Here is a 21428-nt window from a genome sequence, read left to right on the forward strand (position 1 = left end):
GAGTTCAGGGCGCATTGCAATGCGCCCCTACGGATTTTTTAAACCAAGTCGGACAGTCACCTATTTCGCTGAGTTTAGAAGCACCTTCCCTTTCTAAGTATCAGCCTATTATCTTCACACTGATCTTTCCTAAATTTAGGAAGCAAAATTGACTGGATCTTGATCTCGCCGATGTTGAACCGGAATCGGAGAACCTTGGCGATCGCCCACTAAAGCCGCCGTTTCTTCTAACGCTTCTCGCAGACGTTTAGCCGCATAGATCGACAGATCTCGTGGCACATTAATACGATCGCGCAAATATCGCAAAGCCACATCAGACCCAGAAGGCGGTGTCGAGATTTCACCCGTCATCATATACGTTAAAGCACACCGCAGCGCTTCATCAAACAACTGGTCATCAGCGGGGTTAACTTTAATAATATTGGTACGGTGTTTAATCACCCGTTGTAGAGCTTCAGCGCGAGAGTTCTCGGGTTCAGGATACTTCACATCCGGTAGTCCAGTCCAAGGACCGTTATCCACTCGTTTCTGATTGATTCGGGCTTGGGGTTCGCCGTTTTCGTAACAACCTCCCATTTGGGGCGGTAAGTCGTGAACATGGGTATGGAAGTCGCTCTGAGTTCCTCGGTAAGTAGGACGGCTTTCCATTGCATCAAACCAAGCACTCAAACCCGGATTTTCTTCTCGCATGGAATAGCCTTTGTAGTAGTACAGACTCGCATTCATTCGTTCAACATAGGGCGTAAAAACCACATCAGCCGTGGAAAACTCCTCTAGGAAGTAGGGGCCAGGTGTGCGACCGAGAGCCTCTTCAACCTTTCTCACTACCCCAATAAATTGTTCTTTGTTACGTTGATCTTGTCCCTGCGATCGCGTTGGATAACATAACCAACCACACCAAGCCCTAAACAAAAGTCGCTCCAACTGTCGCAACGGCAAAACTTTGGAGTCATTCATTCCGAAGACGTTGGGGCCAAATACCTGTTCGAGAGCCATCAATATATCATCACTTTCAGTAATCATACGACCATCAAGTTCAAGAGCAGGTAACATCCCAGAGGGGACTTTACGCTTGTACCAACTCTCTTTAGTGCCATAACAGAACATCGTGACTTTTTTGATGCGGTAAGGAATCTGTTTCTCCTCTAGCCATAGCCAGACTTTCTGACAGTAGGGACACCAAGCATGATTATCGCGATAGAGAGTTACGCGCACATCAGACTCGTTTTGACCAAATAAACGTAAACGTGCTTGAGCGTTTGTCGGGCCGTTAACGGTATCAATCTCAAAGTCAGTGAGGGCTTCTAGTTCTGTCCAGGTCAGAGGATGAGTCGTCATAACTATAGATGTATTAATATCAAAGAGATTTTATCAACTTTTCAGAAATTTAGCTTCAACGACTTGATATCAAGCTTTGAGGAATTCTCTACCAGCACTCGCGCCTTACTTAACCTTAATTAAGTTGTAGGGTAGGCGGTACGATATTCGGGTCTTCTCAAACTAGGGTTAAGTGATGAACAATCAATCCTACAAAACTGTGAGCCATCCTAATAATCGGCGGACTGATTTTAATCGTTTCTCTATTTTTTATGGGCTTCCAAATCTTGGTATTTCTCGGAGTCGGTGGGGAGCCGTTAAAAAATTAAAAAATCTCCCCGGTAAAGGAGAGAGAAGAACCCTCGATTTTGCTTTTGTTCCGCTTTATTCTATCACGTTAAAACTCACTGTTATCAATTCCAACTCCCAAGCTAATTTTTGGGTAAAGTTAAAAATTTTAATTGATCCGAAAATCAATGTTCATGCGATCGCGGGTGCGTGGTATTAGCTCTATCGCCGATGATGGAAACTTGCTCCCTTCACAATTGGTCTATACAAATTAAAGCCATCGGTACACAGCATTTATCCGGCGGTGTCTGCGTACAGCCGAACCGAGTTAAACTAGCTTCAAAATGTGAAAACTTCATCTACAATCTCGCGTCTCACCAATCAACTTTTATGAGAATGGATTCGATAGATAACCCAACGAGAAATATCTTGGGCAAATTTTTGAGCGTGGTTATTTAAACAGGACTCCCCAAATAGCGACATCACATCAATGGTATGAAAACTGTGCAGTTGCCCAATTTTACACCCGTCTATATCCGTCCGATTTAACCCCACATCAGAAAAATATCATCATCAAAAGTGGACAGATTTGCGAAAAAATCGGCTATAATCCAAATTGATCGGCTCAATTCTACTCACCTAGCAACTCCGAAGTAGAACCCGAAGCCGAAGATCAATTTTTTAGGGGAACTCGGATGAAAGCGGACTCAAACATTCACCCGGAGCCAAACCATGTATCATCTTTCAGCCAAAATTTCCAACTTACAGTCGGCAGTAAAACAACAGCAAATTAAGGCTTCACGCACGCAGATCAGTCGCTAATATTGCCTTCAGTTTACCTATCTATCGACAAATCAACCCAGAAATTCAACTTGTCAATCCCTCTTTAAATCGATCAACTACAAGAGATCAACACCTGCAAATCTTCAACAATTTAACCGGGGAATTCGGGAATTTTTTTCCTTAAAAGATTTTTTTCAAATGGCATCTATCAAATCTTTAAGGGGGTTTTAATTTCTGCAAACTTTACTCTGTTGCATTGAAACGATGTCTAACTTTCTGAACAAAAAAGCAGCTTGCGCTCTCCTCAGTGTGAGTTTTTCAACATTGAAAAGATACCAGAAAAAATACTGGCTCGAAGGCATTCACTTTATCCGGGTTAATTCTCGCAACGTTCGTTACAACGAGGACTTAATCAAAGACTGGATGCAGAATTCTCAAGCGGAAAAAGCCCATCAAAGGGCAATTGAACACTATCAAGCTTCCCTACTGAGCAATCAGAAGAAGACAAAAAAACGCACCTAAAATTCGGGCAACTTCGGACTGCTTTGAACGCACCCTGCGTAGTTATCGTAAAGCGTCTGAATGTCATGTCCGGTCATTGAGGCGACCGTTGCCGGGGTTAGTCCTTTTTCTAGAGCATGGCTGATAAAGGTATGGCGGGTATTGTAGGGTTTTCGGTACTTAATCTCCAACTGCTTGAGTATTGGTTCCCATGCTCGGTTTCTGAAGTTGTTTTCCTGAATCGCGCTCCCCCTCGGAGTCACAAACACCAAACTCTCCGGGCTGGGATTCTCCGGTCTGATTGACAGTAATATCCCCTTCAAACGTTCGGAAGTGTGAATTGTTCGCGCCTTGTTTGTCTTGGTACTTTTTCTGACTCCCTTGCTGAGAGTTTCTCCAATCCACAGCGTCGAGCAATCATCCGAAACGCTTCCCCAACGCAACCCAATCGCCTCTGCGGTGCGACACCCCGAATCAAACAAAAACTCCACATAGGGAGTCAAATAAAAGTAAATCGGATGGTTGCGAAAGCCCTCTACAATCCGGTTGATTTCTTCACAGGTGAAGGGAGCCGGAGCTTTTTTCGGAGGAATTTTGAAGGTCGCCACAACCGCAACCCAAGGATTGCCCCTGACAAATTCCTGCTATAAACCATACTCAAAGGCGGCTTTGAGCAAGCTGAGGTGTTCTTTCGCGGTTCGCGGCGACAGTTGGGCTTTCAACCATTGAGAGAAGGCGAAGGTCAGGGGTTGATCGATTTCACAGGCTTTGCGTGCGCCTCAGAAGCCCTCAATATATTTCAAGCAGGCTCGGTACTTTTCCAGAGTGCGGGGGTCTACAAACTGCTGTTTGTATTCGATAAATTGCTCGAATAGCTCAAAACAGGTGATTGCCTCTCCCTCGACTGAGGCTATGGATTTGTAACGCTTGAGAGAAGGATCAAAATTATCCGAAGCCATGTCCAATTGGATTTGATTGGCTTTGATTTGGGCAACGGAGCGATTAATTGGGGTATCGGGAACACCCAAGGCCATAACGTAGCGTTTGCCTTGGTATCGCCACAGCAGTCGAAGCATACCCCTATCCGATCCAATAGAAACAGATCCCTTTTTCGCCCGAACCAAATCCGCGTTCCTCCGTAGACTCTACGATCCAATTGCGATCCAATAATAGCTAAAAATGAGATAAAATGAACCAACAGATCGGGGTCGTGTAGAGCATTTGGCAATGCGATCCGGCGAAGGTTTCTCAACCAAACTCCAGTTTTGTAAGGGTTTGGGGGTAATGGACACAACAGGATTCGAACCTGTGGCCTCCACGATGTCAACGTGGCGCTCTAACCAACTGAGCTATGCGTCCGAACGATTTATAACTATAGCATAGACTTTCTAAAATTTGCAAGCTTGAGAGTAAAATTTTTCCAAATGGGTCTCCCAGAAGCTGTTTTGACGGAAGCGATCGCAGAATTTATTGGGTGGGACTGGCTCAAGTCTGACGCTAAGAGGGTAAACTTGGATGGAAGGATGTCAAAAACTTAAGTGGCGTAGAATGTTTAAAAGTATGAACTTTCGCCACTGAGCTACTCTACTATGATGTAATCTGAGGAAAACAGGATGGCTAAACAACGAAGTCTAGGGGATATGGTCAAGCAGGAAGCTCAAAAAGTCAACGACTCAGAAGTAAAAACTGTAGAAGCTGAAGTGGTTAATTCTGCTGAGGTGGAGGAACAAAAAGCAACTGAAAACTCATCAACATCTGAAGAAACTGAGACTCCTATGCGACGAAAAAATCCCACTAAAGCCGATCTCGAAGTTCAAATTACTGAGTTAAACTCTCAAATTACTGAGTTAACCTCTCAAATTACTGAATTAACTTCAAATTTAGAAACATCTCGGCAAAATGAACGCACTCTTCAAGAGAAAGTGTTACATTTACAGTCGGAAGTTGAGGAAAAAGGTCAATTTATTGATCGACTTCAAGAAGATCTCAAACGCAATGATGTTAAAGAAGAACTGGAGAAGGCTCAAAAAACGGCATTGCAACTGTCAGAAACAAATTCTAAACTCTCAGAAACCAATACTAAACTGATCGAAGAAGTGGAAACCCTGAGAAAAGAGAACCAAGAACTGAAAGACAAACAAGAGCAGAAAGCTAAACCCAATAAAAAACAGAATTTACCTCAGTTAGTTCATCGTCCCGAACACGTGAAAAATCAGCCTAAAACTTCTTCTAATGATGATTTTTCTCAAAGTACCTGGCTACTTTAATCGTTAAACTCACAACAGTACACATCTAATTCATCGCCTACTCTAGTTTTTTTGAACCCCGTCGAATCAATAGCTGTCTCTGCTGATTTCAAATGGCTTTACTTCTCAGCCGAAAAGGAGACAGAGAAAAAAATTCGGCTCATTGATATTATACTCGAATGAGCCTGGTTTTGACCTGAAAATCGGTTAATTATCAGAAGATTTGCTTTGTCCAATGATTCGATAACAGAGAATCTAGAAATTGAGAGGGAGAAGTTTTAGAACCGCAAACGGCTAAAGCTCTCATCGCTCGCGTACAACCGACGTAAAAAAGACGGCGTTGTTGATCGAGTTCGCCTTGAATTTCATCAAAGGGTAATGTTTTTTCAATATAGGGAAGTTGACCCGACTGTAAACCCATTACCGCAATAAAAGGAAACTCTAATCCTTTTGCTGAATGGAGAGTTAGCACTTTAATATAATGTGCTTTGAGGTCTATTTTTTTACCGGATACAAACTTCGCGTTTAAGCCGATTTTCTGGAGACGTTGAGCGATACTTTCGCAGAGTTGAGTGTTCGGACATAACACCGCACTTCCATGTAAAGGAAGACGAAATTGTTTGGCTGAAGCCATCAAAAACTTTGCAATTTCTTCGGCTTGTTTATCTAAATGATCTGCGAGTTGAATTGTAGGCCAATTTCCCAAATAGGGAGAAGATTTTTGGCGGATACAGTCCTCATCTCCGGCTCCTGTTCCGGCTAAAATTTCCTCGCAAGCTGTGGCAATTTGTTGAGTATTTCGATAGTTCCGTTTGAGGGTAATTGTGCGTCCTGCTACTTTTAAATCGCCGTGAATTTGCGTCCAGTTAAATCCCCGTTGATAAACGGATTGAGACGCATCAGCCGTGAGATAAACATTTTCTATTTTTGCAGTTAAAGCCAACAGAAATCTTAGGGAAACTGGAGACAAATCTTGAGCTTCATCGATAATCACTGCATCGAATTTTTTGCGGGAAGATTTCAGTTCTATTTCTAACGCTTTACACCGTAATTCTTCCCAAGTTATCCAGCCTTTTTCTTTCATTAATTTTTGCCAAGTTTGATAAATCATCCAAATGGCTGTGCGAGTATTACTTTGCAATGCCACCCCTCGTCCCTGTCGTTTGTGTTGGAGATAGTTGTCTAAGCTTTTAATCCCCCAAGCTTGAATTACATTCAAAATTTCTTCTAACAAATAGGAAACTCCCAAACGCTTTAAACTATCCCGTTTGACTTGTTTATCAAATTCATTTTTACCCGGTATTTCAGAGCATTTTACAGCGTCTTCAAGTAAGTCTAAACATTGTTTTTTGTTGGCTAAATGAGGCTTTGAAAACCGACTCATATAGGTTTTATAAATCAAAGCGTCTACCGTTGCGACTTTCACCCCAACTTGAGCGGGAGACTGTTTAAGAAGCTGTTCGAGAAGCTGTTCTGAATAATTCACCAAAGCGTTGGTGTAGGTGGTAAATAATATCGATTTGCATCCGGTTTCTAATAACTTTTGCACCCGATAAAGTGCGAGGGTAGATTTTCCGGTTCCGGGGCCACCTTTAACTAAAATTGGGCCTGTTCTGTTAAAGTTTATGAGTCTTTCTTGTTCGGGATCGAGTTGTAGTAAAAATCCCGTAATATCGCCTTCTAAAAAGCGTTCTATGTCTTTAATATCAAACAGTTTGTATTCGGGTTGGCTGCTAATTTCTTCGAGGGAACGGGGAAAGAGATTATCTAAAATGCGTTCAATGTATAAGTGAGGAACGGATTGATTTAATAAATCATCCTCACTTTCAACTTGAAGTAAACTTGACCAATAGTCCTGAGGAATTTTCCACTGTTTTAACAGAGTTTTTGTTATTTTTTTCGGTAACTTGATTGCGGAACTTTCTAGGGAAACGGTTTGAACTTCTGGCTCAACCCGAGTTTGAATTTCAGCATTAACCTTTTCGGGAATTATCTCAATTTCGGTTAGAGGAATATCGGGTGTTTCGGTATTCTGATGAGATAAATCGAGTTCATAGGTTCTTTCATTTCGCTTGCGAACACTCAACAGTTTAACACTATTTTTTCCGACTGCATAAATAAGTCGATAGTCACCCAGACGAACCCGATAGAGATTTTTATAGTTCTTCAGTTTCTTCGCATCACCTTGAGCAAAAATCGGATCTATCTCTAACTTTTTAACGGTTTTTGTGAGATTTTTACTCACCGTTTTGGGTAAGCTTAACGCCTCATTTAAAAATGTATTCGCCAGCGTAACCGTCCAATTGTTTTCCATAAAACTAACCATTGTATAAACCTCCAAAGAATGTGAACGATAACAAGTGAAAAAAACAGTGAAAAAAACAAAAGTAGAACCCGACTCAGAACTTTTAAACACTCTGAAGATTCACAGTTGCATCAATGATAGAGAAAACCCTAAAATTAATATTGTGCTGAACACTCAGTCAACCTTGTCAAAAACGTTCAACCCCAAAAACCCCAAAAATTTAGTTGACCGGGTTGTAGTGAAGACTCTAATACTATTAGTTTAAACTTCTAACCTTGGATTTGTAACGGGGATTCTACTGAAATTTGAGACAATTTTCAGTTCAAAAAACCTCTCCGTCTCCGTAAAATTACCGTAAAATTACGAAGAAGGGGTAAAATTTCTGCATAGAGATTTGCCCCAATAAAAGACCTAAGATAGATACTGAAACCGCAGAAAACGCGATATAGTATCATCCGTATCCCCCCCTGTAGAAACCCACACCATTATCAGTCCAGATTTCGGAAATTTGAGAATGACAAAAACCGCAACTCAACCCCTCTCTTTTGAACAACGCCTCGACGCCTCGCCCATTACCCGCGTGATGTGGCTGCTATGGGCGTTATCGGCGGGACTCATCGCTTTGGATGGCTTCGATTTTTTTATCATCGGTGTCGCCCTCCCCTTCCTACAGCGAGACTTTAACCTCGGATCGGCGCAGATCGGGGCGGTGGCGGTGGCGGCGATCGCCGGGTCGATGGTCGGCGCCTTTACCCTCGGCCCAATTACCGATAAAGTCGGACGTCAACTGATGTTAATGGTGGATGTCGCAATTTTTGTGATTGCAACTGCGGGAACTGCCTTGGCTTGGGATGCAACTTCACTCATTTTCTTTCGATTTTTAGTGGGTATTGGTATTGGGGCGGACTATCCGATCAGCGTTTCTTATATTACTGAAAATGTTCCCTCTCATTTGCGAGGTCGAATGGTAATTGGCGCCTTTACATTTCAAGCGGTGGGTGCGCTTTTGGGTGCTGTTACCGGACTAACGGTGATACATATTTTTCAAATTGTTTATCCCGACTCGCCTTTACCCATGATTCAATATTCGTGGCGTTGGATGTTGGGAGTTGGGTTAATTTTGGCGATCGCTGTGGGTGTTTTACGAATTAGTTTCTTACTCGAAAGTCCCCTTTACCATATTAATCGAGAAGAATACGACGAAGCTTCAAAAGCCGCCTCTACATTGCTGGATGAACCGATTATTATCACCCCGGAAACTGACCCCCCCAAACAAGAATCTCGTTTATCTTATTCTTCGTTATTTTCTCCCCAATATTTGCGCCGAACAATATTGGCTTCTGTTCCTTGGTTTTTACAAGATATTGCCACTTATGGAATTGGAATTTTTACCCCGACTATTATTGGCGCTTTGGCGTTTGCGGGAAAAGAAAGTTTTATCGCCAGAGAAAAGGCTTCGGCAATGGGATCGGCTTTTGTTGATATCTTTTTAATTGTTGGTTTTCTCATTGCCGTGCTATTCATTGAACGGGTCGGACGAATTCGCCTGCAAATTATCGGTTTTATCGGTATGGCTGTCGGCTTGTTAATTTTGGCGGCTTCTAATACGTTGGAATTGGGCAACGGAACAAGTATTATTTTGGTGTTTGTCGGTTTCTTTGTGTTTAATTTAATGATGAATTCCGGCCCCAATTCTACTACTTTTCTGTTATCTGGGGAAGTGTTTCCCACTTCTATTCGGGCGAGCGGTGCGGGGTTTGCTGCGGCTTTTGCAAAAGCTGGAGCGGTGTTAGGTGCGTTTACTTTGCCGATTTTACAGCATTCTATTGGTGTTCCTTTGTTGCTGTCTATTTTGGCTTTAATTTGTCTTTTAGCAGCCGTTTTGACTTATATCTTTCGGGTGGAAACGACTGGAAAAACCTTGGAGTCTGTTAACGCGGAATAGCTGATATTAACTCGGGTGTGAAGTTGCATTGATTCCCCCTTATATTACCCCTTGCCCCCCGATCAATCCCCCCGGCTTCGCCGGGGGGATTCCCTGAAAAAGGGGGGTGGGGAGAGGTTATAGCCAGCAAAAATTACTGGTTTTTTTTAGTTGAATTTTAGTTGACTTAATGTTGTTCAAACAGTTCGGTTAAACTGACGATTTTGTAATTCTTTTGGGTTAATTCTAGCAAGAGTTTCTCTAACGCCAAAACCGTGTTTTTCGACCTTATCATCGAACCGCCATGCAGCACTAAAATTGCACCCGGAAACACGAATTGAGAGACGTAACCGACCGTAAAAAGCGGATGTTCTGTTAACGTATAAGTATCAATGGGAATCATCGAAGCTAAAGCAAATTGACGATTATATCCTTCGGTTTCAGACAGTTTTAGCAAAGATTTTAGCATGGTTGGGTTGTAACGACCTCGCCCCGGTCTAAACCATTTTATTTTGGCTTCTGTATCTTCGGTTAATTCTTGATGGGCTTTCAACAATTCTTCTTCAAATTCTTGGGGTTCAAGGTCGGCGTGAGTGCGGTCAAAAACACCGTGATTGCCAATTTCATGCTGTTGTTCTAAAATATTAATGATTGTCTCTTTTTTTCCCATCAAATGACTTGTGGTTAGAAAAAAAGTGGCTTTGGCTTGGTGTTCGGGTGTATTAACGATTTGGTTATGTTTGTTAATTGCATCTAAAATAAATTGAGTTGAGGTATCTCCGACATCATCAATGGTGAGTGCAATGACGGGTTTATCTGTCGGTTTATAAAATAAAGCATCCGGGAAAGTTTGGGCGACGAAAGAAGCGAGAGGTTGAGTTATAAAAAACATAATGAATAATGCAAATATACAATAAAAACACTTAGAACAAGTTCATCCAAAAGGGACGGAGTTAAATAAAAGTCAATGATTATTTTAATTGGTTCTCCGTATTACTCAGAATCATTCACTTTAACCAGTTTGTTGATACCGTTTAAAACATACAACCAGACAAATACAATTAACCCGTGAATGATAACAATTCCCCACAAAGAACCTGTTAATCTGTAAACTACTGCACAAATGAGTCCGAGAAATCCGGCTAAAATTAAAAATATCGGATTCCAAAAGGTGGGGTTTCCTTCCGGATAAAAGATTAAAGCGTTTAACGGATGGTAAACCAGAAACAACCCCAAACTCAGCAGCATCCACAACACCCAGGTTTTCAGAGAAACTGCTTCTACAGGATGGGGAATGAGTTGGACTCGAAAGACAATTTCCTCAACTAACGCTGGGAAAAATAACACTTTGATGATAGCACTTAACACTTCCCCTGGCGATCGCAAACGGGGGTTCAACTGCAAAAAACCCGATAAAAATCCCAAAGGAATAGCCACCAACCCATAAATGACTAAACTCAGAATTACAATTTGCCAATTTTGCCAAGTTAGCGGTGTTAAAATAGCATGAGTGAGTCGTTGAATAATAATCATTCTTTTCAGTTGTCAGTTATCTGTTTTTTGACTGTTTCCCCCACTTTTGCGCTAAAGCGCAACTACAAGCTATTTCACATCAAAAACATGATAACCCCAAGCGGGTAAATCTAAGTATAAACCCGATGATAACAATTTATTCCCCTGGCGTTCATAATCAGCCGAATTCATTAAATCTTGGAGTTTATAGGTTTTGTTTTGTAAATCTTCAAAGGGAATTTGTAGATAACCTTGTGCAGAATCCGGCGAATAATTAACCACAATTAATAACCATTTATTTTCTCCATACCAACTAAACGCAATAAAATTATGACAGGTAAAATTATCTTCCGAAGCGGGCTGAAATTCAAGCATTTGCCAAGTTCCATGATGAAAAACAGGTAAGCGCAAACAAGCCAATAAGCGATTATAAAAAGACGCTAAAGTTGGATCGGTTAATTGTTGCGGTCCCCGTTGGAGATGAACGGATATTTTTTTGGGAAAACCCTGTAATTGTCCTTCGTGGAAAAAGCGCAAACCCGGACAAAGATATGTTAAAATAGCGGCAGCTTGATGAACGCCAGGGGGAAACGTTGCGGCGGCCCGAGGTTCATCGTGATTTTCAAGAAACCGGGTTAATTTGCTTTGATAATTGATCTCCGCCCAAAAATGTTTTAACACCGGATCGGCTTGTCGATCTCGCAGGCGATCATAGAGTCTTTTATCATAGGTAAAATCAAATCCTTGTTGTTGTAGCGTCCATTCCATATCCCAATAAACTTCCGCCATAAATACAAAATATGGATGTTGGTTTCGGACTTTTTCAATTGCTTCTGGCCAAAACAATTCTGTTGTCATTCCCCAAGTTTGTAGAAAGACTTCGGGAAGAATTAACATCGCCATATCGCAGCGAACCCCGTCACAAAGTTGAGCAATTTGTAATAATTCTGCTAACATTGCTTTGGGTACGGCAGGATTGTTATAATTGAGTTGTAAAGTATCAGGCCAACCGGGAAAATAAGGATCGCGTCCGTGAGCAAAAACTCGGTTTTCTCCGGCTAAGGGAATCTGTACATAATTTAGCTGTTCTCGTTTGAGATCATCAACTGTTGCTTCGATATAATAATCGGGATGTTCTTCCACCCAAGGAGAATCTATTGCGGTATGATTGGGAACAAAATCAACCATGAGTTTTAGTCCCCGTTGCTGAAGGCGCTTTTTTAACCGCAATAACGCTTCATTTCCGCCCAAAAGTTCGCTGACCCGATAGCGAGTAATTGCAAAACAAGATCCGCAAATATCATCTTCTTGTAAATCGCTCAAAAGTTCTTCGTATTCTCGACGCCAACCGGGATGAGTTCGAGAAACATTTTGTCCTAAAATGCCCGTTTCCCAAACGCCTAACAAGTAAATCCAATTAAACCCAAGATTGACCCATTCATCGAGTTCGGTATCAAGAATATCATCTAAAGTTGTCGGACGGTTTAATTGATCGGAAAGTTGTCTGAGTCGAACACGAGTGTTAACTTGATAGAGAGTCGGATAGTCAGGGGAATTCATCGCGGAGTTCTCCGGGTTAATGCGATCGCAGTTTAACAAGAAATCTGACCCGATTCAAATCCTTCTCTATTTTTTAAGTTCTTGAAATCAAAACGTTAGTGAGGAGAAGGGGCGCACCCGCCCCCGGTTTGGTTTGATTCTAGAGTTTCACCGTATTGATTGAGTTGAACCAACCCGAACGAAAGCTTGTTCGATCGCTTGACCGATATTCGTGTATGATAATAGAAAATAAATGTTCGTGCATTTTTCACTCCTGTAAACACCAATAATTGACCCGGAAAATACTATCAAAGCATAGGTTTAATTGGTCTTATTAAACAATTCTAAAACCTGACGACAAAAGTATTTTAGCTTATCTGCTGAATCGGAAGTCGGTTGAGTGGCACCTTCAAAACTCCAATTGTCTACAGTTGAAACTTTCCATTGTTGTCCGGTATGATCGTATCCTGCGGCTTCGACTCCAATCGCTCGCCGATATCCTTCTAAGGGGTCTTGATAGAAACGAATTTGAATCAGAATAGAGCGACTTTGCATTAAACGGCTTCTTCCGGGAAAATGGAAGCCAATGTCAATGGAATCAGGATCAACTAATTCCCGTGTATCTGGATCGTTCATCCAGGGTTTGAGATCGACTCGAACATCGGGAAACTGTGCTTTGAATAAATTGACCACCGATGCGATTTTGCTTGCTACTTGGACGTTATTTGCTTGTTCTGCTGCATTCACGAAATCATTCTCCTTGCGATCTACAATCTAACGAATCGGGGTGACTCAGTTTAATTACTCATGTTAACCGTAGACTCACGGTAAGAAGGGAGAAATCTGTTACAACTCCTGACTGATGTCAAGAAATCCTCAAAAAAGGGCGCCAGGCCAGGTGTCCCTAGGTCAAAATCTATTTCCCATCTCCCCCTGCACCCCCATCTCCCCTATTCCCTATCCCCTGACACCTGTTTTCAAACCAAGAGTCAAGATATAATTTCCACAAGCCATGATGGGACTGACCACCCTTTCGATTGGCTCTCGGTTTGTGCTGTGAGGAACTTCTTACTGTTAGAAACACTCAAAATTACTGAGCTTGCCATCTGTTGTGGGTAGCAATAAGTTTCTCAGCTTGGAGACTGAAATTACATGACCAATTTTTTCCGCAATTGTCTTGATCTGCACGTCAACTCGAAACGGGGCCAGTTGATACTGGTCAGCGTTTGTTCTATGATAGCGGCGATCGCTGGAATTGTCCCGGATCTAACAACGCTACCGTCTACAACACTCACTCCGGTTGCATCGGCTCAATCTCGTCAAGAATTCAGCGATGGGGAAATTCTCAACTATGCTCGTGCGGTGTTGGCTATTGAACCCAAACGTCAACAGACTTATGATGAAATTCGACAGATCGTTGGTGAGTCGGTGCCGATGGTGGTTTGTAGCGAAACGCGCAGTCTCAACCGCTTAAAGCAGGATGTGCGGGTGTTGGCGACGAATTACTGTTCTCACGCTCAAAAAATGATTGAGGACAACAATCTCACCGTTTCGAGATTCAATGAAATTACCCGCATTCAACAAACTGATGCTCAACTGCGATCTCGAATTCAGAATGCTTTGCGACAACTTCAACAACCCTCGGGAAACTAACTGACTCGATTTTCGATCATTTTATGTATCAATCACCTATAGCGCATTCACTATGAATACTCACACTCAACTGTTTTCTGGTATCTCCTCTCAATTGCTCTCAAAAGCTTTAAGCGTTAGTCTTCTTTCTGCTGTTAGCTTGCTTGCCGGGTTAACTCCAACCCTCACTGAACAATCTCCTCGCTTTGGCTTGAGTCCGGTTCACGCTCAAGTTAATCCCAATTTTACCAACGAAGAAATTACCAATTATGCCCGTGTGGTTTTGGCATTGGAACCGAGAAGAAATCAAGTGTTTAATGAGATTAAAAAAATCGTTGGGGAAGTTCCTCGGATTGTTTGCGATCAACCCAGTAGTATTAATGCTCTTCCGGGAAATGCACCCCAACTCGCTGTGAGTTATTGCGATCGAGCCAAACAGATTATTGAGTCTAGGGGGTTAACGGTGGCTCGATTTAATGAAATTACCCTTCGCCAACAAAGCGATGCTCAATTTAGGCAACGAATTCAGGCGGAAATCTTAAGACTTTCTGAGTCTTCTAATCCTTAATCGGCTTAACTTCGGGTTCGGGTGATATCAATTTGAATTTGACCCCCAAAATCCGGAATGGGAGGATTGGGTTTGGTTAACTGGACTCTAACCTGTTGAACCAGAGGCTGTTGTAACAACGCTTGAGCAATTTCACTCGCCAAGCGTTCTACTAGAGCAAATTTGCAGCTTTGAATCCGTTCCTTGACAATGGCGATCGCTTGCCGATAATCTAATGTATCTTCGATCGCGTCGCTTTCTCCGGCCTGGGTTAAATCTAACCACAAGGTTAAGTCTACCTCAAACCACTGACCGAGCTTTTGTTCTTCGGGTAAATACCCCGTGTAACCATAGCCGCGAATTTGGCGAATTTGAATGGCATCCATTAATTTAATCTTTTGAATTTCCCAATTAGTTAAAACTATGCTATAGTTTACAGATATGTGGGCATGTAGCTCAGTGGATAGAGCATCAGATTCCGGTTCTGAGGGTCGGGGGTTCAAATCCCTCCATGCTCGTTAGGTCAAAAAGCTTACCCTAACGTGATTTCAGCTTCTAACTCCAGCTTGAGTTACCTAATCGGTGAACGGAGTTAGAAGCTTTAAAGTCAATAGACTTTATGCAGGTTTACTCACTTTTTTTTTGAAGTGCGGACGAAAGGACTTGAACCTTCACACCTTGCGGTACTAGAACCTAAATCTAGCGCGTCTGCCAATTCCGCCACGTCCGCTGATTGCTAGTATTCCATCATAGCACAGTAGAAGGGAACGGGTGCAATGAATTTCACCAAAGCGAGAAAGAGGTTGAGCCATCTGCCGGAGTCGGAACCTGGCGCGAGCCTGTAAACAAAGCGAATTGATCACTCTAACAGTATAGTCGTCTAAAGGTTCGAGCATCAAGCTATATTCCCAGAACAATCCAGAGAGATTTTACAAAACTTTTACATAAATCCCCGGATAACTTTACATAAACACCTTTTCTTCAGTTCTATTAACAAGATAAATTGAAACGGATTGTTTCATCAAGTTCATTCAAGTTTTCCAATTAATCTCTGAAAAAACTCAGAGCCGTCATTATTGTCGCTTGCAGAGCGTTGATCTCGCCAATTCTTGATCGTTTCTTTCCAAGTAGTGACTCGCATCCTCTCCCGAGGAAACATAAATATGCTGCAAGACTTAAAATCAGGGTCGATCACTCCGACTCGAATTTGTATTTTGGGTGGTGGTTTTGCTGGATTATATACGGCTTTGTACTTAGATCATCTATCTTGGTCTAAAGGGAAAAAACCGGAAATTATTTTAATCGATCAAAAAGAGCGCTTTCTGTTTACTCCCTTTCTCTATGAATTAATCACCGGAGAACTGCAAACCTGGGAAGTCGCTCCTTCCTTTGAAAAGTTATTGATGGATACAGATGTTCAATTCCATCAAGCAACGGTGAAAGGAATTGATTTAAAAAAACATCAAATTCAACTGCAAGAGGGCGATCCTTTATTCTATGATTATTTAGTTCTAGCAGTGGGAAGGCGAAGCCATTGCGATACAGTTCCGGGCGTCTCAACTCATGCTTATGCTTTCCGAACCCTTGCGGATGCAATAGATTTGCAGGAAAAACTGCACAGGCTTGAAAATTCTAATCGGTCTAAAATTAGAGTTGGAATTATTGGAGGCGGTGCAAATGCCGTTGAATTAGCGGGTAAATTAGCAGATCGTTTGGGAGAACGAGGCGATATTTCTCTGATGGTTCGCGGTAAAAATATTCTCAAAAACTTTTCAAAATCATGCCAAAAAACGGCATATAAATCGCTGAATTATCGGGGCGTTAACATCAAGTTTCAAACCCAAGTTGAGGCGGTAGGCGAAGATTCTATTACCCTAATTCAAGGGAATAAAACTGATACTGTTGCTGTTGATTTAGTCGTGGGAACGATGGGAACTCAAGCCAGACAATGGCTGTATCTTCTCGACTGTCAACACAATCGTCAAGGACAACTCTTGACTCAACCGACATTGCAACTGCTGGATTATCCAGAAGTCTTTGCTTTGGGTGATTTAGCCGATATTCGCGATCGCCTTGGTCAACAAATTCCTACAACCGCTCAAGCCGCATTTCAACAGGCAAATTGTGCCGCTAAAAATCTCAAATCAGCAATAGAGAAACGACCATTACGAGCGTTTCATTATTTGCATTTGGGACAGATGTTAACGCTAGGAATTCACCAAGCAACTGTATCAAGTTTTGGAATCGAGTTAAAAGGATTTCTCGCTTGTCTCAGTCGAAAATGCGTTTACATTCTGCTCAGAATGCCCACAATTTCCCACCGCTACCAAGTCGTTTGCTACCGATTAAAACGATTCGGAATCAAAACTTATCAACAATTGATTCAAGGACTGAGACAAGGAGTTTATCGATTTAGAAAAGCGGTATCATTCTTCTTGTAATTCTGTTTTTATTTGATTATATTCCAGCCAAAAATTAGCATAAATCAGGGAAACACAATGAAAAAAACATTCTCAATAAATCTCGAAAACAATGCAAAAAAGCTGATTTCTCCTTTTATCCTTCTGTGTTTAATTTTGCAAGGTGGGGCTGCGGTCAGATTGTTTTGCTTGGGAGAAATCTTCTCATTTTTACCCGCGACGGTTAACGTCGGTTGCGACCCGGTACTTTATCCTTTTTTATCTTATGCCATGTACAGCAGCGCTAACTATGAAGGAGATACCGTTAAAAAGCATTCGCTGATGGCAAAATTAAACGATGGAACCGAAGCGGTTGTCAATCATAAATCACTGGGATTAAAAGACTACAAGTTCAAATTTTATGCGGCTAATCTAGAAAAAGATGAAAAGACCTTATCGGAAGTTCTCAAAATGTACGAAGCCAAAAATGGCAAGCAAATTCAGGAACTCTTTTTAAATGTTGACACTTATCAAATTACCAAAGATGGAATTAAAACCTTTCCCAAAACCTTGAACAAAACAATCTATAAAAAATAGTAGGGAGAACCCCGATGAGATTACAACAACATCAAAATTCAATTCTAGCAGCATGGAACGCTTACTGGTTTCGTCCCGCTCCCCTGTTTAACCTTGCCATTTGTCGGATTATTTTTGTCAGCTTTCAACTCATCCTGATTCTAAAACCGAACTATTTAAACGGACTTTTTGAGCGGGCTTCATGGTCGGGTGCCGTTTATACTCCGTTACCTTTTGTTCAGTTACTCACTTTACCTTTTGGCTGGACGGAACCGCCCCCGGATATTTTTCTATCGATTATCTATTGGATTAGCGTAGGAACGGGTATTTTTGCGTTATTTGGTTTCAAAACAAATTGGAGTTTAATTCCCTTTTCTCTCGGCTGTCTCTGGATGCAACAATATCTCTACTCTTTTGGGAAATATCATCATCCAGAAGCCTTAATGATGATAGGTTTATTTGTCCTGGCGTTGAGTCCATCCGGTCGCGTTTTATCTGTTGATGACATCGGAAGAAGGATTAAATTTAACCTCAATAAACGCCAGTTTGAAGCCTTTAATATTGTCGATGAAAATAGCAATTTTGCCTTTTGGCCGTTGCTGTTTATTCAGTGGATGTTTGCACTGGTTTATCTGAGTGCAGGACTGGCTAAATTAACAAACGATGGATTGGATTGGTTTAACGGCTATACGCTGCAATACTATTTATTAACGGATGGTTTGCGGTGGGGAAGCGATATCGGAGTTTGGTTGGCACATAACCACACGATGGCGGTGCTTTCTTCTTTGATGGCGGTTTGGTTTGAAGCGACTTTCTTTCTGGTGCTTATTTTCCCGCAGCTAGTCTGGATTTATATCCCTTTGGGAGCGTCTTTTCACATCGGGATTTATCTGGCACAGAGAGCGCCTTTTTTCCAGTTTATTGCTCTTTATGCGGTGTTTATTCCTTGGGCTTCTATTGTTCAAAAATTCACCGCTCGCCCCTGGTCTTCCGCCTCAAACAACAAACCCGAAATTCTCTATGACGGTCAGTGTCCCCTCTGCATTCGCTCGATGACTGTTTTGTGTTATTTTGATTGGTTTAACCGTCTAATTTACAGTGACTTAGAAATGCGATGGCAAACGGTGGCTAAAACTCATCCCCAAATTTCCCTGCAAGCTTGTTTAGAGGAAATGCACCTAATTTTGCCGAATGGAGCGGTCAGAAAAGGATTTTTTGCTTTTCGAGAAATTTTGCGGTATATTCCAATTTTGTGGCCGTTACGACTGGTTCTCTATGTTCCGGGTTCATCAACTTTCGGCCCTAAAATCTACAAGTTTGTTGCTTCTCGAAGACAACGTTTTACCCCTTGCAGTTTTGAAACTTGCTCGATAAACTCTCGCCAGAAATAGGCCGATTTTTCTCTCGGGTGTCCTGGTACTCCAAACATGGATACCCGAACCCGCAAAATATTAAGAATAGTTACAAACTCTGGACAAAAATTCAATCAATGTGTATGTGAGTTAGACAGAAAAAAAAATAAGGACTGAGCAAATAACCCAGTCCCTTAAAACTACCCTCAAGTCTTTCTTGTCGATAAGGAACAAACAAACGCATTCATTCCTCTGAATTATCACACGCAGAAATCCAAATCCACGCCTATCTTTAGATAGAGTTTTTGATTTTTCTCTCTCTGTCGCCAGTCGGATAGGTGGTCGGGACGGATTTCGCTCAATCGGTTATCAGTGATTTTCCCGTCACCGGTTGACGCAGGGTACGAGTCGGCTTCAGACACCGCCTGGAAAAACCGATGTACCGATAACTGTTGACTGTAACCTTTTCAGTGAAATCTGAAAGCCAACCGCCAACCCCAATATTTCTTAACAATTTGAACGTTGTAACGCCAGGGGAAACAGTTCGTAATAGTTCTTCACTGTGGCTGTTTTCCAATAGCAGACAAGCTTCCTAAACACTTCACCCCCGCCACAAGCCCAGTAGACGATCAACAGTGAGACAATATAATCTCATAATTTAGTAGGATTAGATCCTGACAAAATCAACAGCGATCTACTCAGTCAGAACACAATGGAACAACATCAGAAGCCAACTGTCGTGATTACGGGCGCATCCTCGGGAGTGGGTTTACAAGCCGCAAAAGCTTTGGCTAAAAAGGGCTGGTATGTGGTGATGGCTTGTCGGAATTTGGAGAAGACGGAAAACGCCGCTCAAACGGTCGGAATTCCCGCAGACAGCTATACTATCATGCGTCTGGATTTGGCGTCTTTAAACAGTGTTCGCCAGTTTGTCAATACGTTCCGAGAAAGCGGTAAATCTCTCGATGCTTTGGTTTGCAACGCTGCGGTTTATCTTCCGTTGGAGAAGGAACCCCAACGCAGCGAGGATGGCTACGAACTCAGCGTGGCGACGAACCACCTCGGACATTTTCTGCTGTGCAACCTCATGTTGGAGGATTTGAAACATTCGGCGAGTTCCGAACCCCGACTGATTATTTTGGGAACCGTTACCGCCAACCCGAAAGAATTGGGCGGAAAAATTCCAATTCCCGCACCTCCCGACTTGGGAAATATGCAGGGGTTGGAAGCGGGATTTAAAGCGCCGATTGCGATGATTGATGGGAAAAAGTTCAAGTCGGGTAAGGCTTACAAAGATAGCAAACTCTGCAATGTTTTAACGATGCGGGAGTTGCACCGCCGCTATCACGAACCGACGGGAATTGTGTTTAGTTCTTTGTATCCCGGTTGTGTCGCAACGACGGCTTTATTCAGAAATCATTATCCTTTGTTTCAAAAGATTTTTCCCTGGTTCCAGAAGAATATTACCGGCGGATATGTTTCCGAAGAATTGGCGGGGGAACGGGTGGCGATGGTTGTGGCTGACCCCGAATATAATACCTCCGGCGTCTATTGGAGTTGGGGAAACCGACAAAAAGAAGGTCGAAAGTCTTTTGTTCAAGAAATGTCTAATGAAGCGCTCGATGATAAAAAAGCCCAGCGGTTGTGGGAATTGAGCGCCAAGTTGGTCGGAATGGGTTAATTTGTCGGTCCGAATTTGAATTTAAAACGCTTTTAGCGATCGCATTTTTTTCTCTGTTTTAAAGTTTGACTTTAAAGTTTGACAAGTTTAATATCGTGTTTTCACGAATAACAAGTTTTGCTTAAGTTTCATTGGCTCAGACTGCAAAGTTTGAGCTTTTTTATGGTTATATTTTTATGTTTTAGCCCAAGAAAAATAGATTAAAGGTCAAAAACCAGGTAAATTTTAAGATCAAGTCCCGTTGAATACCGATTATAAAACTGTGGGGAGATCAAGAGATTTTGACTAACCGACGACCTGAACATCATAAAAGGTTTCAATCCAAACCCTGGCACCACAACGGAGAGGTTTATCGGGACTATAGACAACACGACATCCTCCCTGTATTTCGACAGTATGCCCGTAAGTATTGGTGTTGCCCTCTCTGACCGTAATCACGGGAAGTCGTTCCTGGTGTTTTTGATTTTGGCGAATTCTGTGAGAATTAACGTGAACAATCTTTTTTGCACGCTTTTTGAGATTACACCAACGGGGAGCAGGCCCTCTTGTACCTCGCTCAATTATGGGTTCGCCCTTAACCAGGGGAATGAGCCACATTTTCCCGGTCTTATAGGCACCTTCGACTCGGCCTGCGCTTAGGAGAACTCGCAGTCGAGCGGTGGAGATTTTTAAAATACGGGCTGCTTCTGTAGTACCGACAAACATTGAACTAATAGGGAATCGCAATAGTTTTGAAACTGTATATCTAGATTATAAATTATCTGCGGATCAATGGTCAAGGATCTGCTATTCGGTGGCGCGGAGTAGCGCGGTTCGACCGAAACCT

At 42.2% G+C, this 21428-nt stretch carries 20 protein-coding genes and 3 tRNA genes; 11 read left to right on the forward strand and 12 right to left on the reverse strand.

Annotation, left to right across the window (positions count from 1 at the left end; all coding sequences use genetic code 11):
- Positions 1-135: 135 nt before the first annotated feature.
- Positions 136-1338: a glutathione S-transferase family protein gene (locus tag ACL6C3_RS15605; protein WP_413168142.1), complete on the reverse strand. Its 1203-nt coding sequence runs from the start codon at positions 1336-1338 to the stop codon at positions 136-138.
- A 175-nt stretch (positions 1339-1513) separates the two neighbouring features.
- Between ACL6C3_RS15605 and ACL6C3_RS15610 the strand changes: the two genes are divergently transcribed.
- Together ACL6C3_RS15610 and ACL6C3_RS15615 are read left to right on the forward strand one after the other, a co-directional pair.
- Entirely contained in the window at positions 1514-1825 is a 312-nt protein-coding gene (locus ACL6C3_RS15610) for a hypothetical protein (protein WP_413168143.1), read from the forward strand.
- Positions 1826-2652: 827 nt separating this feature from the next.
- Entirely contained in the window at positions 2653-2910 is a 258-nt protein-coding gene (locus ACL6C3_RS15615) for a hypothetical protein (protein ID WP_413168145.1), read from the forward strand.
- Here ACL6C3_RS15615 and xerC read toward each other — a convergent pair.
- The 3 genes from xerC to ACL6C3_RS15630 all read right to left on the reverse strand — a co-directional run bounded on the left by xerC (position 2907) and on the right by ACL6C3_RS15630 (position 4248).
- Positions 2907-3497: a tyrosine recombinase XerC gene (xerC, locus tag ACL6C3_RS15620; RefSeq protein ID WP_413168147.1), complete on the reverse strand. Its 591-nt coding sequence runs from the start codon at positions 3495-3497 to the stop codon at positions 2907-2909. The two genes, ACL6C3_RS15615 and xerC, sit on opposite strands and share 4 nt — an antisense overlap.
- A gap of 171 nt (positions 3498-3668) precedes the next feature.
- Entirely contained in the window at positions 3669-3965 is a 297-nt protein-coding gene (locus ACL6C3_RS15625; RefSeq protein WP_413168148.1) for an Arm DNA-binding domain-containing protein, read from the reverse strand.
- A 209-nt stretch (positions 3966-4174) separates the two neighbouring features.
- Positions 4175-4248, reverse strand: a tRNA-Val gene (locus ACL6C3_RS15630).
- A 254-nt stretch (positions 4249-4502) separates the two neighbouring features.
- Here ACL6C3_RS15630 and ACL6C3_RS15635 point away from each other — a divergent pair.
- Positions 4503-5156 (forward strand): hypothetical protein, encoded by a 654-nt coding sequence (locus tag ACL6C3_RS15635; protein ID WP_413168150.1) that lies wholly within the window; start codon positions 4503-4505, stop codon positions 5154-5156.
- Positions 5157-5349: 193 nt separating this feature from the next.
- Here the strand turns inward: ACL6C3_RS15635 and ACL6C3_RS15640 are convergent, their stop codons facing one another.
- Positions 5350-7461 (reverse strand): UvrD-helicase domain-containing protein, encoded by a 2112-nt coding sequence (locus ACL6C3_RS15640; protein WP_413168151.1) that lies wholly within the window; start codon positions 7459-7461, stop codon positions 5350-5352.
- Between the two features lie 493 nt (positions 7462-7954).
- On the opposite strand from ACL6C3_RS15640, the gene ACL6C3_RS15645 reads away from it, so the two are divergent.
- Positions 7955-9385 carry an MFS transporter gene (locus tag ACL6C3_RS15645; RefSeq protein WP_413168152.1) on the forward strand — a complete coding sequence of 477 codons (1431 nt, stop codon included), beginning with the start codon at positions 7955-7957 and terminating at the stop codon, positions 9383-9385.
- Between the two features lie 166 nt (positions 9386-9551).
- Here ACL6C3_RS15645 and ACL6C3_RS15650 read toward each other — a convergent pair whose 3' ends face one another.
- From ACL6C3_RS15650 to ACL6C3_RS15665, 4 genes are all read right to left on the reverse strand, one after another.
- The gene (locus ACL6C3_RS15650; protein ID WP_413168153.1) at positions 9552-10256 is read right to left on the reverse strand and encodes a polysaccharide deacetylase family protein; all 705 of its coding nucleotides are present in this window, start codon (positions 10254-10256) and stop codon (positions 9552-9554) included.
- Positions 10257-10357: 101 nt separating this feature from the next.
- Entirely contained in the window at positions 10358-10897 is a 540-nt protein-coding gene (locus ACL6C3_RS15655) for a type II CAAX prenyl endopeptidase Rce1 family protein (RefSeq protein ID WP_413168154.1), read from the reverse strand.
- 69 nt (positions 10898-10966) lie between these two features.
- The gene (locus tag ACL6C3_RS15660; RefSeq protein ID WP_413168155.1) at positions 10967-12436 is read right to left on the reverse strand and encodes an alpha-amylase family glycosyl hydrolase; all 1470 of its coding nucleotides are present in this window, start codon (positions 12434-12436) and stop codon (positions 10967-10969) included.
- A gap of 300 nt (positions 12437-12736) precedes the next feature.
- The gene (locus ACL6C3_RS15665; protein ID WP_413168156.1) at positions 12737-13162 is read right to left on the reverse strand and encodes a hypothetical protein; all 426 of its coding nucleotides are present in this window, start codon (positions 13160-13162) and stop codon (positions 12737-12739) included.
- Between the two features lie 405 nt (positions 13163-13567).
- Here ACL6C3_RS15665 and ACL6C3_RS15670 point away from each other — a divergent pair, with 405 nt between their 5' ends.
- On the forward strand, positions 13568-14068 hold the full coding sequence (locus tag ACL6C3_RS15670) for a DUF4168 domain-containing protein (RefSeq protein WP_413168157.1): 501 nt from the start codon (positions 13568-13570) through the stop codon (positions 14066-14068).
- 52 nt (positions 14069-14120) lie between these two features.
- Positions 14121-14615, forward strand: coding sequence for a DUF4168 domain-containing protein (locus tag ACL6C3_RS15675; protein ID WP_413168158.1), 495 nt, complete (start codon positions 14121-14123; stop codon positions 14613-14615).
- Between the two features lie 5 nt (positions 14616-14620).
- Here the strand turns inward: ACL6C3_RS15675 and folB are convergent, their stop codons facing one another.
- The gene (folB, locus tag ACL6C3_RS15680; protein WP_413168159.1) at positions 14621-14980 is read right to left on the reverse strand and encodes a dihydroneopterin aldolase; all 360 of its coding nucleotides are present in this window, start codon (positions 14978-14980) and stop codon (positions 14621-14623) included.
- Positions 14981-15039: 59 nt separating this feature from the next.
- Here folB and ACL6C3_RS15685 point away from each other — a divergent pair.
- Positions 15040-15112 (forward strand) — tRNA-Arg (locus ACL6C3_RS15685).
- Between the two features lie 130 nt (positions 15113-15242).
- Here the strand turns inward: ACL6C3_RS15685 and ACL6C3_RS15690 are convergent.
- Positions 15243-15324: transfer RNA gene (locus tag ACL6C3_RS15690), tRNA-Leu, on the reverse strand.
- A 433-nt stretch (positions 15325-15757) separates the two neighbouring features.
- Between ACL6C3_RS15690 and ACL6C3_RS15695 the strand changes: the two genes are divergently transcribed.
- From ACL6C3_RS15695 to ACL6C3_RS15710, 4 genes are all read left to right on the forward strand, one after another.
- Positions 15758-17035 (forward strand): NAD(P)/FAD-dependent oxidoreductase, encoded by a 1278-nt coding sequence (locus ACL6C3_RS15695; protein WP_413168161.1) that lies wholly within the window; start codon positions 15758-15760, stop codon positions 17033-17035.
- Between the two features lie 57 nt (positions 17036-17092).
- Positions 17093-17590: a hypothetical protein gene (locus ACL6C3_RS15700; protein WP_413168162.1), complete on the forward strand. Its 498-nt coding sequence runs from the start codon at positions 17093-17095 to the stop codon at positions 17588-17590.
- Between the two features lie 14 nt (positions 17591-17604).
- Positions 17605-18960, forward strand: coding sequence for a DCC1-like thiol-disulfide oxidoreductase family protein (locus ACL6C3_RS15705; protein ID WP_413168163.1), 1356 nt, complete (start codon positions 17605-17607; stop codon positions 18958-18960).
- Between the two features lie 673 nt (positions 18961-19633).
- Positions 19634-20602: a protochlorophyllide reductase gene (locus ACL6C3_RS15710; RefSeq protein ID WP_413168165.1), complete on the forward strand. Its 969-nt coding sequence runs from the start codon at positions 19634-19636 to the stop codon at positions 20600-20602.
- Between the two features lie 285 nt (positions 20603-20887).
- Here the strand turns inward: ACL6C3_RS15710 and ACL6C3_RS15715 are convergent, their stop codons facing one another.
- Complete coding sequence (locus ACL6C3_RS15715; RefSeq protein WP_413168166.1) at positions 20888-21307, reverse strand: DNA-binding protein; 420 nt, start codon at positions 21305-21307, stop codon at positions 20888-20890.
- Positions 21308-21428: the final 121 nt, after the last annotated feature.

Source organism: Capilliphycus salinus ALCB114379 (assembly GCF_047276495.1).
GTDB lineage: Bacteria > Cyanobacteriota > Cyanobacteriia > Cyanobacteriales > Microcoleaceae > Capilliphycus > Capilliphycus salinus.

What these genes read in the sequence shown, in the direction of transcription:
- ACL6C3_RS15610 (WP_413168143.1), top strand. Translation starts at nt 1,514, where the DNA reads ATGAACAATCAATCCTACAAAACTGTGAGCCATCCTAATAATCGGCGG.
- ACL6C3_RS15605 (WP_413168142.1), bottom strand. Translation starts at nt 1,338, where the DNA reads ATGACGACTCATCCTCTGACCTGGACAGAACTAGAAGCCCTCACTGAC.
- ACL6C3_RS15710 (WP_413168165.1), top strand. Translation starts at nt 19,634, where the DNA reads ATGGAACAACATCAGAAGCCAACTGTCGTGATTACGGGCGCATCCTCG.
- ACL6C3_RS15695 (WP_413168161.1), top strand. Translation starts at nt 15,758, where the DNA reads ATGCTGCAAGACTTAAAATCAGGGTCGATCACTCCGACTCGAATTTGT.
- ACL6C3_RS15715 (WP_413168166.1), bottom strand. Translation starts at nt 21,307, where the DNA reads ATGTTTGTCGGTACTACAGAAGCAGCCCGTATTTTAAAAATCTCCACC.
- ACL6C3_RS15635 (WP_413168150.1), top strand. Translation starts at nt 4,503, where the DNA reads ATGGCTAAACAACGAAGTCTAGGGGATATGGTCAAGCAGGAAGCTCAA.
- ACL6C3_RS15650 (WP_413168153.1), bottom strand. Translation starts at nt 10,256, where the DNA reads ATGTTTTTTATAACTCAACCTCTCGCTTCTTTCGTCGCCCAAACTTTC.
- ACL6C3_RS15655 (WP_413168154.1), bottom strand. Translation starts at nt 10,897, where the DNA reads ATGATTATTATTCAACGACTCACTCATGCTATTTTAACACCGCTAACT.
- ACL6C3_RS15700 (WP_413168162.1), top strand. Translation starts at nt 17,093, where the DNA reads ATGAAAAAAACATTCTCAATAAATCTCGAAAACAATGCAAAAAAGCTG.
- ACL6C3_RS15615 (WP_413168145.1), top strand. Translation starts at nt 2,653, where the DNA reads ATGTCTAACTTTCTGAACAAAAAAGCAGCTTGCGCTCTCCTCAGTGTG.
- ACL6C3_RS15705 (WP_413168163.1), top strand. Translation starts at nt 17,605, where the DNA reads ATGAGATTACAACAACATCAAAATTCAATTCTAGCAGCATGGAACGCT.
- ACL6C3_RS15660 (WP_413168155.1), bottom strand. Translation starts at nt 12,436, where the DNA reads ATGAATTCCCCTGACTATCCGACTCTCTATCAAGTTAACACTCGTGTT.
- ACL6C3_RS15625 (WP_413168148.1), bottom strand. Translation starts at nt 3,965, where the DNA reads ATGCTTCGACTGCTGTGGCGATACCAAGGCAAACGCTACGTTATGGCC.
- ACL6C3_RS15640 (WP_413168151.1), bottom strand. Translation starts at nt 7,461, where the DNA reads ATGGTTAGTTTTATGGAAAACAATTGGACGGTTACGCTGGCGAATACA.
- ACL6C3_RS15670 (WP_413168157.1), top strand. Translation starts at nt 13,568, where the DNA reads ATGACCAATTTTTTCCGCAATTGTCTTGATCTGCACGTCAACTCGAAA.
- ACL6C3_RS15645 (WP_413168152.1), top strand. Translation starts at nt 7,955, where the DNA reads ATGACAAAAACCGCAACTCAACCCCTCTCTTTTGAACAACGCCTCGAC.
- ACL6C3_RS15675 (WP_413168158.1), top strand. Translation starts at nt 14,121, where the DNA reads ATGAATACTCACACTCAACTGTTTTCTGGTATCTCCTCTCAATTGCTC.
- folB (WP_413168159.1), bottom strand. Translation starts at nt 14,980, where the DNA reads ATGGATGCCATTCAAATTCGCCAAATTCGCGGCTATGGTTACACGGGG.